Annotated in this window: 13 protein-coding genes and 1 pseudogene; 3 read left to right on the forward strand and 11 right to left on the reverse strand. The window is 69.5% G+C overall.

The features are described 5' to 3' along the window. Positions 1 to 9 precede the first annotated feature (9 nt). From ahbB (GIY56_RS16580) to GIY56_RS16610, 7 genes are read right to left on the reverse strand one after another with little or no spacing between them, the layout of a single operon-like run. Positions 10 to 507 (reverse strand): siroheme decarboxylase subunit beta, encoded by a 498-nt coding sequence (gene ahbB / locus GIY56_RS16580; protein ID WP_154765981.1) that lies wholly within the window; start codon positions 505 to 507, stop codon positions 10 to 12. After that, the gene (locus GIY56_RS16585) at positions 504 to 986 is read right to left on the reverse strand and encodes an Lrp/AsnC family transcriptional regulator (protein ID WP_154765982.1); all 483 of its coding nucleotides are present in this window, start codon (positions 984 to 986) and stop codon (positions 504 to 506) included. Before GIY56_RS16585 ends, ahbB (GIY56_RS16580) begins: the two co-directional genes overlap by 4 nt. Further along, on the reverse strand, positions 983 to 1,957 hold the full coding sequence (ahbB, locus tag GIY56_RS16590; protein WP_154765991.1) for a siroheme decarboxylase subunit beta: 975 nt from the start codon (positions 1,955 to 1,957) through the stop codon (positions 983 to 985). The genes GIY56_RS16585 and ahbB (GIY56_RS16590) overlap by 4 nt, the downstream gene beginning before the upstream one ends. After that, positions 1,957 to 3,111, reverse strand: a complete 1,155-nt coding sequence (locus GIY56_RS16595) for a cytochrome D1 domain-containing protein (RefSeq protein WP_154765983.1) — start codon at positions 3,109 to 3,111, stop codon at positions 1,957 to 1,959. The genes ahbB (GIY56_RS16590) and GIY56_RS16595 overlap by 1 nt, the downstream gene beginning before the upstream one ends. Continuing rightward, positions 3,108 to 3,413, reverse strand: a complete 306-nt coding sequence (locus GIY56_RS16600) for a c-type cytochrome (RefSeq protein WP_154765984.1) — start codon at positions 3,411 to 3,413, stop codon at positions 3,108 to 3,110. Before GIY56_RS16600 ends, GIY56_RS16595 begins: the two co-directional genes overlap by 4 nt. Continuing rightward, positions 3,406 to 4,209 carry a uroporphyrinogen-III C-methyltransferase gene (cobA, locus tag GIY56_RS16605; RefSeq protein WP_230312589.1) on the reverse strand — a complete coding sequence of 268 codons (804 nt, stop codon included), beginning with the start codon at positions 4,207 to 4,209 and terminating at the stop codon, positions 3,406 to 3,408. Before cobA ends, GIY56_RS16600 begins: the two co-directional genes overlap by 8 nt. A gap of 59 nt (positions 4,210 to 4,268) precedes the next feature. Then, complete coding sequence (locus tag GIY56_RS16610) at positions 4,269 to 6,167, reverse strand: cytochrome D1 domain-containing protein (protein WP_154765993.1); 1,899 nt, start codon at positions 6,165 to 6,167, stop codon at positions 4,269 to 4,271. Between the two features lie 197 nt (positions 6,168 to 6,364). Between GIY56_RS16610 and GIY56_RS16615 the strand changes: the two genes are divergently transcribed. Genes GIY56_RS16615 through GIY56_RS16625 form a run of 3 tightly spaced genes read left to right on the forward strand, consistent with a single transcriptional unit; the run spans position 6,365 to position 9,679 of the window. Next, on the forward strand, positions 6,365 to 8,536 hold the full coding sequence (locus tag GIY56_RS16615; protein WP_154765985.1) for a NosR/NirI family protein: 2,172 nt from the start codon (positions 6,365 to 6,367) through the stop codon (positions 8,534 to 8,536). Next, entirely contained in the window at positions 8,533 to 9,417 is an 885-nt protein-coding gene (locus tag GIY56_RS16620) for an FAD:protein FMN transferase (protein ID WP_154765986.1), read from the forward strand. Before GIY56_RS16615 ends, GIY56_RS16620 begins: the two co-directional genes overlap by 4 nt. 16 nt (positions 9,418 to 9,433) lie before the next feature. After that, a complete protein-coding gene (locus GIY56_RS16625; protein ID WP_154765987.1) occupies positions 9,434 to 9,679 on the forward strand; it encodes a cytochrome C oxidase subunit IV family protein in 246 nt (81 codons plus the stop codon). Here the strand turns inward: GIY56_RS16625 and GIY56_RS16630 are convergent. The 4 genes and pseudogenes from GIY56_RS16630 to GIY56_RS16645 form a co-directional block, all read right to left on the reverse strand. Further along, positions 9,672 to 10,388 carry a Crp/Fnr family transcriptional regulator gene (locus GIY56_RS16630; RefSeq protein ID WP_154765988.1) on the reverse strand — a complete coding sequence of 239 codons (717 nt, stop codon included), beginning with the start codon at positions 10,386 to 10,388 and terminating at the stop codon, positions 9,672 to 9,674. The two genes, GIY56_RS16625 and GIY56_RS16630, sit on opposite strands and share 8 nt — an antisense overlap. An 89-nt stretch (positions 10,389 to 10,477) precedes the next feature. Then, positions 10,478 to 10,915: a pseudoazurin gene (locus GIY56_RS16635; protein ID WP_154765989.1), complete on the reverse strand. Its 438-nt coding sequence runs from the start codon at positions 10,913 to 10,915 to the stop codon at positions 10,478 to 10,480. A 103-nt stretch (positions 10,916 to 11,018) separates the two neighbouring features. After that, positions 11,019 to 11,177 (reverse strand): annotated as a pseudogene (locus GIY56_RS16640) (Crp/Fnr family transcriptional regulator); the annotation flags it as partial. A gap of 31 nt (positions 11,178 to 11,208) precedes the next feature. Then, positions 11,209 to 11,539 (reverse strand): metal-sulfur cluster assembly factor (locus tag GIY56_RS16645; RefSeq protein ID WP_230312590.1); only part of this gene is annotated, 331 nt, incomplete at its 5' end.

The following is an 11,539-nucleotide window of genomic DNA, read 5'->3' on the forward strand; positions in this document are numbered from 1 at the left end:
CGTCCCCTTTCAATCGTCGCGCAGGCGCAGCCCGGTCTTCTTCAGGATGCGCGTGGAATACAGGATGTCGTGGTCCCGGCAGGCGTCGCCCAGGATCGCCGAGACTTCGGCGCGCTTGGCCTCGACCTCGGCCCGGCTTTCGCCGTGCAGCATGGCGAACAGGTTATAGGACCATTGGGGCAGCGCGCGCGGGCGCCAGTAGCAATGGGTGACGAAGGGCAACGCGCCGATGCGCGCGCCCAGGTCCGAGATGCGGTCGTCCGCCACGTCCCACACGCTCATCCCGTTCGCGGTCATGCCCAAGGCATAATGGTTGGGCGCCACGGCGATGCGGCGGATGACGCCGCGTTGCTGCATGGCGGCCAGGCGGGCGATGACCTGCGCTTCGGACAGGCCCAGGGTCGCGGCGATTTTGGCATAGGGTTCGGGCACCAGCGGCAGCCCCGCTTGCGTGGCCTGCACGATGCGGCGGTCGGTGGGATCAAGGGGGGCGGCATCCAGCGTCATGCCTGCACCCGGAAGCCGATGAAGTATTCCTCAAGTTTCGGAAACAGCATGACCCTCAGTCCCGTCTCGTGTTCGATGGCGCGGGCGGTGCGGTCGATGCCGTCCGGGGTGGCGGTGGCAAGGACGAACCACATGTTCAGCGCGTGCGTGCGTTCATAATTATGCGCGACCTCGGGATGCGCATTGACCTGGGTCATCACGGCGTCGAAACGGTCGGGCGGCACGGCCATGGCGCAAAGGCAGAAGGCCCCGCCCATGGCGGCGGCGTCGAAGAAGGGACCAAAGCGGGTGATCGCGCCGATGTCGCGCAGCCGGGCCAGCCGGGCGATCAGGTCCGCCCCGGTGATGCCCAAGGCCGCGCCCGCGTCGTCAAAGGGCCGGGGGGTCAGGGAAAAGGCGTCCTGCAACGCATTCAGGATCGCGCGGTCGGTCGCGTCCAGGGTGTCGGGCGGCAGGACGGTGCGGGCAGGGCGGGTCATGCGGCCTCGATCAGCGCACCGCGCTGCTTGAAACATCGGGTGGAGAACAGGATCTTATGCGGCGTCCCCGCCAAGTCCGGCAGGGCGCGGGCGCGGTCCAGCACCGCCAAGGCCTCAGGGCGCGAGCGGGCGTGGATCATGCAGAACAACGGCCAGTCCCACAGGCCCTGCACCGTGCGGCGCTGATAGCACAGCGTCACGCCCGGCACCTGCGACAGCGCAAGGCCAGCAGATTCGATGTCTTGGGGCAGCCGCCAGACCACCATCGCGTTCGCCGCCCAGCCAAGCGCACGGTGGCGCACGATCACGCCCACGCGGGTCAGGATGCGGGCATCGGCCATCGCCCTGACGCGGGCGATGATCGCGGCCTCTGGGCGGCCAAGCCGCCGCGCCAGAGCGGCGAAGGGCGCGGGCACAAGCGCCAGCCCCTCGGACAGGGCCTGCATCAGCGGCCGGTCGTCCTCGCGCAGCGCGCCCATGTCCGGGGCGCGGTCGGGCGCCAGGGGCTGCCGGGGCCCGCGCAGGCGGAAACCAAGGTCGATGTTGAAGGGCCGCACCAGCGGCAGGGACAGGACCGGCAGGCCCGCCGCGCCCTCGATCCGTGCCAATGAGGCCGCAAGGTTTGCCTCCGAGGGCGCGGTGGCGACGAACCACAGGTTCCAGCGATCCTCGCGCAGGTAGGAGTGGTTCACGCCTGGCTCGGCCCCCACGATGGCGGCGACATCCTCGATCCGGGCCTCGGGGATCGCCAGCGCGGCCAGGGTCGAGACGCCCGCCGTGTTCGGGCGGCAGGTGGCCCCGACGCGGCTGATCCGGCCCCAATCCTGCAGGCGGGTCAGGCGGTCCAGAACGTCGGCCTCTGTCGTGCGCAAGATATCGGCCATCGCGGCGAAGGGGCGCGAAACCAGCGGCAGGTCGCGCTGGAAGTCGTCCAGCAGCCGGGTGTCCAGGCAGTCGGGCGCCAGTTCCATCATAGCCCGGTCCTGTGGGCGCGGGCGGTGAAGAAGATGCCGGAGGGCGCCTGCGCCCCGATCTCGCCCAGCTTTTGATAGGTGCGGGTGTCGTAGATCACCACCTTGTCGTCGTCGCGCGCGGACAGCCAGACCTCCCGCCCGCGCGGGGTGAATTCCATGTGCAGGATGCCTGCGCCGGGGTGCAGCGTCCGCTTGACTTGCCGTGTCACGCTGTCGATGACCTCCACAGTGCCGTTGTCGGGGGTGGCGAAGTTCACCCACAGTTCGCGCCCGTCGGGGCGGGCGGTGACGAAGACGGGCTGGCCCGCGACGGGGGTGCGTCCGGTTTCCCGGCCGCTGGCGGCATCGGCCCACAGCACCTGGTGCAGCCCCACGGCAGGCAAGGCATAGGTTGCACCCGCCAGCGTCCAGCCCTGCAGATGCGGCATCTTGTAGACCGGCAGGTCGGGCTGGTTCCTGCCATAGTCGGGCAGGATGCGGCGCGGCTGCGGGGGATCCTGCCACAGGTCGATGGTGGTCAGCCCCTTTTCGCCGAACAGCCCGACGATGAAGGTCCGTCCGTCCGCCGTCATCAGCGCGTCATAGGGATTGGCGCCCACCCCTTCGATGCGCGTGACCCGAGGGTTGGCCGGGTCAGCGGAATGATCTAGCACCCAGACCTCGCCCGTGTCCCAGGTCGCCACGGCGAAGCGCGATCCCGGCGCATCGGCCAGGCCCACGGTCTTCGATCCCATCGGCACGTCGGCCACGGGGTCCAGCGTTTCCGCGTCAAAGACCTTGACCCCGCCGGGTTCGTAATTTGACACGGCGACTAGCCGCCCATCGTCCGAAATGGCCCCCCCGATGGCATTGCCCGCCTGCACCACGCGCCTGTCCAACCGGCAGGCCAGGATATCCACCTTGGACAGCCCGCCGTCGCGGCCGAAGACATAGGCGAAGCGTTCGTCCGGAGAGAATGTCAGCGAGGCATGGGACAGGTCGCCCAGGCCCTCAACCCGGCAGAGCGCCGCGTGGTCGGACTGATCGACGACCAGGACCGACCCGGAGGCCCGCTCGATCACGACGCCCAGGTCGCCGGTGCCGCGCGGTTCCCCGGCGGGCGCCGCAAGCGGCAGGACCAGCGCAAGGGCGGTCAGGCAGGCGCGGATCATTCGGTCTTCTCCTTCAGCAGGTATTCGGCGATCCACAAGGCCTCGGCCTCGGTCAGCAAGGGTCGCCAGGGCGGCATCGCGGTGCCCGGCACGCCGTCTAGGATGATCGCGGCGAGGGTCTGGGGATCGCGCCCGGCCAGGGCCTCGGGCGTGATCGGACGGCCAAGGCCGCCCTTCATCGTCAGCCCGTGGCAAGATCCGCAGTCCTGGACCACCATGTGTTCCAACTGCGCCTGCCGTTCGGGGGCGATCCCCACGGCACCGGCCACGGCAAGGACGGCGATCAGCCAAGGCTCAGCCATGGCCCACCAGGCGCAGATGCGCGGCCCGCAGTTCGCGCGGCAGCGGCAGGGCGGCGCTTGCGTAAAGCCCGGCGACATGGCCAACGATGAACAGCACGGGCGCCTCCAGGGGCGTGCGGGCCAGGTCGGCGCCGATCTGCGCCAGGGTCGAGGGCATCCGCATCTCTCGCGGGGTGGTGGCATGGGCAACAGCCAGCACCGGCAGGTCCACCGGCATCCCGGCAGCGATCAGCCAGGCCGCGATCTCGGCCATGTTGGCCGCGCCCATATAGACGACCAGGGTGGTGTCGGGATCGGCCAGCCCCTGCCAGTCCAGATCCAGCGCGGCATCGCGCGCGCGGTGGCCCGTGACATAGCGCACCCCCGTCGCAAGCCCGCGATGGGTCAGCGGCACCCCGGTCGAACACGCGGCCCCCTGCGCCGCCGTGATCCCGGGCACATAGGCATAGGGAATTCCGGCGGCGGCCAGGTGTTCGGCCTCCTCGGATCCGCGCCCGAAGATCAGCGGATCGCCCCCCTTCAGGCGGATGACGTCGTGGCCTTCGCGGGCCAGGTCGGCCAGCATCCGGTTGATCCGGTCCTGGGGAACGGAATGAAGGCCCGCCGCCTTGCCGACCGGGATGCGGCGGGCGGCGGGGGGCGTCAGCGCCATGATCTCGGGGCTGACCAGCCGGTCATGGACCACCACGGCGGCCGCCTGCAGCAGGCGCAGCGCGCGGACCGTCAGAAGGTCGGGATCGCCCGGTCCCGCGCCGATCAGGTAAACCTTGCCCGCCATGTCCGTGGTCCCTTGCATCAAAAGGCTGGGGTGAGGGTCCGGGCGCGCAGCGTGATGGCCGCGCGCCCGCCTGGCGGTCAGTAGATGTCGCCCTGGGTGTTCTTGACGTTGAACTTGCCTGTGGGCGTCACAAGGCGCGGATCCTTGATGACGTGCTTCAGTTCCAGCGTCTTGTCGTCCACCACGACGATGGCCGATTCCTGGTCCTTGCCGTTCCAGACCGAGAACCAGACCTCGGTACCGGCGGCGTTGAATTCGCCCTGGACGACGCGCGGTTGGCCTTCGGCGATCCCGGCCCATTCGGTGATGGGCAGCGTGACGATATCGGGGTCGGACCCGTCGCCCTTCATCTCGTCGATCTTGAACACCGCGACCGAACCGGAAATGGACGGCTCGGGGTTCAGCGTCGCGTCCACATACAGGTGGTTCGACCCCGGATAGGTCTTCACGAACAGCGATCCGCCGCCAAGCGCGGGGAAGCTGTCCACGATCTTCCAGGCGTTGTCGGCATGGCCTTCGGGATCGGTGCCGATCAGCGCCACCGAATCGTCGCCCAGGTGCGAGGTCGCCCAGACCGGCCCGAAGGTCGGGTGGACGAAGTTCGCGCCTCGGCCCGGATGCGGGGTCTCGCCGCCGGTTTCGGTGATGGCTTCCAGCTCGCCGTCCTTGGTGTCGATCACCACCAGCTTGCCGCGCGCGTTGGCCGCCGTGATGAAATACCGCTTGGTCGAATCCAGGCCGCCGTCGTGCAGGAAGCGTTCGGCCTCGATCTCGGTGATCTTGAGGTTCTTCAGGTCGGTGTAATCGACCAGCTGGATCTTGCCGGTTTCCTTGATGTTGACCAGGAACTCGGGCCGGAAATGCGACGACAGGATCGCCGCCACGCGGGGTTCGGGGTGATAGGTTTGTTCGTCATAGATGTTGCCGCGCGTGGACACGATCTTCAGCGGCTCCAGCGTGGCGCCGTCCATGATGACGTATTGCGGCGGCCAGTAGGCCCCGGCGATGACGTATTTGTCCTCCCATCCCTCCATCTTGGATGTCTCGACCGAACGGGCCTCGGCGCCGATCTTGATGGTGGCCACGATGGACGGGTCTTCCATCCACAGGTCGATCATGTCCACCTTGCCGTCGCGCCCGATCACCAGCAGATAGCGGCCCGAGGCCGACATGCGGCTGATATGGACGGCATAGCCGGTGTCCAGCACCTTCTTGATTTCATAGGTGCTGCCGTCGATCAGCGCGATCTGGCCCGCGTCGCGCAGCGTGACCGAGAACAGGTTGTCCAGATCCCAGTCGTTCATCTTCTCGGTCGGGCGATCCTCGGGCGGGGTCACGACCTGCCAGGACGCCTTCATCTCGGGCATGCCCCATTCGGGCGGGCTGGCTGGATCCTGCATGACGTAGCGGGTCATCAGATCGACCTGGCGTTCGTCCAGTTGCCCCGAGGTGCCCCAGTTCGGCATCCCGGCGGGCGATCCGTATTCGATGAAGGTCTTGAGATAGTCATAGCCCAGCTCGCGCGTCAGGTCGGGCGTCAGCGGCTTGCCGGTCGCGCCCTTGCGCAGCACGCCATGGCAGCCCGCGCAGCGTTCGAAATAGATGGTGTTGGCTTCGCTGAACTCTTCCTGGTTCATGGCGGGCACGCCTTCGGGGGCACCGGGCACCGCGATCTGTTCCTGGCCCAGCGTTGTCAGGGACGGTTCGTACTGGTCCTGGGGCTTCGAGGTGTGATCCTGGACCTCGGATTTCGTCGTGGCTTGCTCCTCGGTCGGCAGCCGGGCGCCCTCGGACCGGGGCAGTTCCTGCACCTCGGTCTCGGGTCCGGCCTTGGGACCGGTGACTTGGTTCAGGTCGGCATTGTTTTCGACGGTGGCGTCCTGGGCAGGGTCGGCAGCCGGGGCGTCAGCGGTCTGGGCCGCTGCAAGGCCGGCGCTGAACACCAGGGCCAAAGCCGCAGACGCCAGAAGCGACATCCTGGCTGGTTTCGCTGGGAACTTCATCATTCTCTCCATCCTGCGGGTGAGGCAGGGGGAACGTTAACGGCTGCGTGAGGCCTGTCCTTGACTTTGGTTAAGGCTCCTTGCGGGAAACTGCGCAAACCTGTCGGACGAACGCCTGCTGCGGCGCCTTGCCGCGCCTGAAACCCCGCAGGACGCCTCCGGGACCATTCATGAACCTGCCAGCCCTTTCCTGCCGCATTGCCCGCGCCGCGTGTCTGGCGCTTGCGGTCCTGGCGCTGCAGACCCCCGCCACTGCCGTGGCCCAGGACGCGATCGCCCCCGCCACGCCCGACGCGTCCCTGGCGGCGGCCCTGTTCGGGATGCCGCCCGGCAGCGCGCCGGGGCTGACCCGGCAGGAAACCCCGGTGCCGGGCTGGACGGTCGCGGCGGATGGCCGCACCTTGGGCCTGATCGGCTCGACGTGGGAGCTTGCGGGCTCGACCGGCTATTCGGGCCGGCCCCTGGACGTGCTGGTCGCGGTCGCCCCGGACGGGCGGGTGGCCGGTGCCCGGCTGATGCGCCACGCCGAACCCGTGCTGACGCTGGGCATCTCGGACAGCGATATCGCCGCCTATGTGGACGGCTTTCGCGGCTATGACACGACGCGCCCTGCTTCCGACGCCGGGGTGCCCGACGTGATCTCCCGCGCGACCGTCTCGACCGGGGTGATCCGCGACGGCATCCTGCGCAGCGCCCGCATCCTAGCCGGGGCGCAGGCCGAAGGGGGGGTGATCGACCGCGTGGCCCATGCCCCCGCCGACTGGGCCGCGCTGGAAGGGATGGGCGCGCTGTCCCACGCCCGCGTGACGATGGCCCAGGCGGCAGCCGCCATGCCCGACGCCCGCCCGCCCATCGCGCCCTCGGACGCGCCCTGGTTCGAGATGTGGGCGGGCGTGATCGACACCCCGACCGCCGGGCGCAACCTGCTGGGCCAGGGGCGGCTGACCGAGATCGCAGGCAGCCTGGAACCGGGCGAGGCGCTGCTGGGCCTTTTCTCGCGCGGGCTGCAATCGCATCGCGGCACCGAATACCGGCGCACGGGGCGGTTCGACCGCATCGCCATCGCGCAGGACGGCATCCGGCTGGTGCCTGCGGCGGATGCCTTCACGTCGGTCCCCCGGCTGGCCATCGCGGGCGCGCCCGCGTTGAAGGAACGCAGCGTCTTCCGCTTCAACGCCGACCCGGACGCGGGCGGCATCGACCTGACCCGGCCCTTCCGCGTCACCGTCACCACCACCCGCCAGGGCCAGGGGAGCGTCCTGACCCTGCCCGTCATCGCCGAGGTTTCGCTGCCCCCCGCCTTCCGCATCGCCGCGCCCGAACCCGAGTCCCCCCTGTGGCAGCGGTTCTGGGTGGAAAAGCGCCCGCAGATCGCCTTCGTGGGGGCCATGCTGGCGGTGCTGGGCCTGATCCTGTTCGCGCAGGAATGGCTGGTGCGCCGCCCGCTGTTGTGGCGGCGGTTGCGGCTGGTCTATCTGGCAACGACGCTCGTGGTGCTTGGCTGGGGCCTTGGCGCGCAGTTGTCGGTCGTGCAGGTGATCGCCTTCCTGCACGCCCTGCTGTTCGGCTTCCGCTGGGAAACCTTCCTGATCGCCCCCCTGGTCTTCGTCCTGTGGTCGGCGGTGGCCCTGGGGATGCTGTTCTGGGGACGAGGCGTCTTCTGCGGCTGGCTGTGCCCCTTCGGCGCGTTGCAGGAACTGACCAACGCCGCCGCCCAAAGGCTGGGCATCCGGCAGATCGCCGTCCCCCAAGCCCTGCACGAGCGCCTGTGGGTCATCAAGTACACCTTGTTCGTGGCCCTTGTCGCGCTGTCGTTTTACTCCATGGAACGCGCCCTGATCATGGCCGAGGCCGAGCCCTTCAAGACCGCCATCAGCCTGCGCTTCCTGCGCCCCTGGCCCTTCGTGCTGTATGTGGTCGTGCTGATCGGCGCGGGCCTCTTCATCGAGCGGTTCTATTGCCGATACCTGTGCGCCCTGGGCGCGGGCCTTGCGCTGCCCGCCAAGCTGAAGATCTTCGACTGGCTGAAACGCCGCCCGCAATGCGGGCGCGAATGCCGGCTGTGCGAGACGAAATGCACCGTGGGGGCCATCGACCCGCTGGGGCGCATCAATGCCAACGAATGCGTGCTGTGCCTGCGCTGCCAGGTCATCATGAACGACGACGCGACCTGTCCCGTCCTGAAACGCCGCGCGCGTGGCGGCGGCACGCCCGTTCCCACGGCCCCCGCATCCCCGCCCGTGCCGCCGCCGCTGCAACCGACGCAAGTGCCCGCAGGCGCCCATGACGGCGCGGCGGACCGCCAGCCGCCGTCCTTCCGGTCCCCGCAGGTGACGCCATGACAACCGCTGCCTTCAACCGCCGCCGCTTCCTGGCCCTGTCCACCTGCGCCCTGGCCGTTCCCGCCCTTGCCGGGGACTGCCACCGCTGGCAGGGCGTGGCCCTGGGCGCGGACGTGGCGCTGACGGTCCAGGGCGGCACCCCTTCTGCAGCCCGCGCCTTCTTCGCCGAGGCCGTCCGCAGCCTGCGCAGCATTGAGCAGCAGTTTTCCCTGTTCACCGGGTCCGAACTGCGGCGCCTCAATGCCCTTGGGCAGTTGCCCCACCCCTCGCCCGACATGCTGACGGTGCTGCATCTTGCCGGGCAGGTGCACGAGGCGACCGGCGGTGCCTTCGATCCCACCGTGCAGCCCTTGTGGCAGGCGCGCAGGCTTGGGCAGGACGAAGGGGCCGCCCGCGCCCTGATAGGCTGGGCGGATGTCCACCTTCACCCCGATCAGATCCGCTTGACCCGTCCCAGCATGGCGCTGACGCTGAACGGCATCGCGCAGGGCTTTGCCGCCGACCGCCTGGCCGAGGTCGCCGCGCGCCATGGCCTGACCGAGGTGCTGATCGACGCGGGCGAGTTGCACGCCCTGGGTACCACCCCCTGGAACGCACGGATCGAGGCGCCCGGCGGCCATGTCCTGCGCGACTTGGCGCTGCGCGACCGGGCGCTGGCGACCTCGGCCGCCTTTGGCACCCGGATCGGACCGGGGGAAGACCGCGCGCATATCGTCGGACCGGCAGGCCAGGAACCCCGCTGGAGCGTGGTTTCGATCAGCGCGGACAGCGCGATGCTGGCCGACGCGCTGTCAACCGCGGCGGTCCTGATGACCCGTCCGGCAATCGACAAGGCTCTGTCCGCATTCCCCGGCACACGGATCGAGGCATTGGTCGCCTGACTGCATGAAGCATCGCATGACCCCCCTGACCCGCACCTGGACCCTGCTGCTTGCGCTGAGCGCCGCCACGGTGCTGCTGGTCCCGATGCCGGGGCGGGCGGCGATGGCGGGGTTGCTGGTGCTGGCCTGGCTGAAGGCGCGGGTGATCCTGGGGGGCTTTTTGCACCTGCGCGCGGCGCCGGGCTGGCTGGCGGCGCTGACGGTGCCGCTGGCCTTGTGGCTGGCGGCGATCTGGGGGTTGTCGGCCTTGTCCTTCAGATGACGCGGTTCATCGCGCCGAAGGCCTCGGCCTGGGCCAGCTCCTCCAGCCGCGACACCGAGGCGATGGCGGCGCTCGACTGGTTCACCCGCACGCCGAGGTCCCGCAGGCGGGCGAAGGCGCGCGACAGGCTTTCGGGCTTCATGCCCAGACGGCCCGCGATCAGCGCCTTGTCATAGGGCAGCACCACGGTCGCGCTGTCGGCGCCCGGCGGGCACAGTTCCAGCAGGAACTCGGCCACCCGCTGCGCGCCGGAGCGGGCCTTCAGCTGCTCGATCTGCTCGACCAGGCCCTGCAGGTGCATGAAGACCGCCGACAGGATCGAGATCGCCGCCTCGGGGTGGGTCTTCAGCAGGTCCAGGACCGCATGGGCGGGCACCGCGATCAGCTCGCAACCCGTTACCGCCTCGGCGGACACGGGATAGGCCGCCTGGCGCAGCGCCATCGGCTCGCCGAAGCTCTGGCCGCGCGTCATCACGCCCACCACGGCCTCGGCCCCGTTGGGCGCGATGCGGTAAAGCTTGATCCAGCCTTCCGCGACGATGTGGATCGCGGTGGCGTCGTCGCCATGCTGGAACAGCACCTGCCCGCGATCAAGGCGCAGGACATGGGCCGCGTCCAGCAGCAGGCCGGACAGGTCGGGGGGAAGCGAGGCGAAAAGCCGCGACTGGCAGGCGATCCGGCGATGCGCGGTCGAGAGTTTCCTGCTCATCGGGTCGGGCCTTTCGGTGGGGGCGGCCGGGGAACCGGCCCTTGCGGGGGACAGGGACCAAACCCCCGTCCCCCGCGGATGTTCCGGGATCACTGGACCTGGGCGAGTTCCGCGTCCATGCGCTCGCGGGCCTTTTTCGCCATCTTGGCGGTCTTGGCGGCATCGACGTTGGCGGGTGCGTCGCCCACTTGGATCAGGCCGACCATGCCCATGGCGAAATGCGGCGTGCACTTGACGCCGTAAAGGCCGGGTTCGGTCACGGTCAGGGTGTATTCCTCGTTCATCTTGCTTTTGAACGGCTCGACGCCCGCGGGCAGGATGTCCTTGATGGCCTCGACGTTGTGGCTCTTGTCGGTGGGGATGAAGTGGACCGTGTCGCCGGGCGCGGCCTTCACGAAGGCCGGCTCGAACACCATCATCCCGGCCTCGCCCTTGTTGAGCATGTGGACCTCGTGCTCGGCGGCAAGGCCGGGAACGGCCAGGGCGAGAAGGAAGGCGGGGGCGGCGAGGAAGGGAAGGCGTGTCATCTGTGGTCTCCTGGATGGGCGGACCGGTCGCGGCCCGTTGCCCAGGGGTTTAGGCCTGTTCAGAGGCCGCCACTTTGATCGAACGCAAACAGGGCAACGGGTTTCAGTCCTCGGGATCGGCGATCCGGGCCAGGCCCGCGGCATCCACAACCGTCAGCTTCTGGCGCCCGCCCTCGACCAGGCCCTGCCCTTCCCAGGACGACAAAAGGCGCGACACGGTGTGCAGCGTGGTGCCCGTCATCTCGGCAATGTCCTGGCGGGTGCGGCGCCAGTCGCGCCCCGCACCGGCCTGATCAGAACGCCCCTGCCTCGATCCGGTCGGGGGTCCAGGGCGGGTCCCAGGTCAGCGCCACGCTGGCCCGGGTCACGCCCGGCACCGCCGCCACGGCGGCCTCGGCGCCGGCACGCAGCATCTCGGACAGGGGGCAGCCGCGGGTGGTGGTGGTCAGGGTGACGGCGGCGGAGCCGTCCTGGACCGCCACGTCATAGACCAGCCCCATGACCACCAGGTCGCGCCCGGTTTCCGGGTCCACCACCCCGCGCAGCGCGGCGATGACCGCCGCCCGCAGATCCTCAGCCACCATGCGCCCCCCGGTCCACCCCGCCCGCCCGCACCAGCAGCCG

The sequence above is a fragment of the Paracoccus lichenicola genome (genome assembly GCF_009708075.1).
Lineage (GTDB): Bacteria > Pseudomonadota > Alphaproteobacteria > Rhodobacterales > Rhodobacteraceae > Paracoccus > Paracoccus lichenicola.

Bases quoted from the DNA above. Each gene is read 5' to 3' on its own strand.
- ahbB (WP_154765981.1), bottom strand. From the start codon at position 507: ATGACGCTGGATGCCGCCCCCCTTGATCCCACCGACCGCCGCATCGTG.
- GIY56_RS16585 (WP_154765982.1), bottom strand. From the start codon at position 986: ATGACCCGCCCTGCCCGCACCGTCCTGCCGCCCGACACCCTGGACGCG.
- ahbB (WP_154765991.1), bottom strand. From the start codon at position 1,957: ATGGAACTGGCGCCCGACTGCCTGGACACCCGGCTGCTGGACGACTTC.
- GIY56_RS16595 (WP_154765983.1), bottom strand. From the start codon at position 3,111: ATGATCCGCGCCTGCCTGACCGCCCTTGCGCTGGTCCTGCCGCTTGCG.
- GIY56_RS16600 (WP_154765984.1), bottom strand. From the start codon at position 3,413: ATGGCTGAGCCTTGGCTGATCGCCGTCCTTGCCGTGGCCGGTGCCGTG.
- cobA (WP_230312589.1), bottom strand. From the start codon at position 4,209: ATGCAAGGGACCACGGACATGGCGGGCAAGGTTTACCTGATCGGCGCG.
- GIY56_RS16610 (WP_154765993.1), bottom strand. From the start codon at position 6,167: ATGTCGCTTCTGGCGTCTGCGGCTTTGGCCCTGGTGTTCAGCGCCGGC.
- GIY56_RS16615 (WP_154765985.1), top strand. From the start codon at position 6,365: ATGAACCTGCCAGCCCTTTCCTGCCGCATTGCCCGCGCCGCGTGTCTG.
- GIY56_RS16620 (WP_154765986.1), top strand. From the start codon at position 8,533: ATGACAACCGCTGCCTTCAACCGCCGCCGCTTCCTGGCCCTGTCCACC.
- GIY56_RS16625 (WP_154765987.1), top strand. From the start codon at position 9,434: ATGACCCCCCTGACCCGCACCTGGACCCTGCTGCTTGCGCTGAGCGCC.
- GIY56_RS16630 (WP_154765988.1), bottom strand. From the start codon at position 10,388: ATGAGCAGGAAACTCTCGACCGCGCATCGCCGGATCGCCTGCCAGTCG.
- GIY56_RS16635 (WP_154765989.1), bottom strand. From the start codon at position 10,915: ATGACACGCCTTCCCTTCCTCGCCGCCCCCGCCTTCCTTCTCGCCCTG.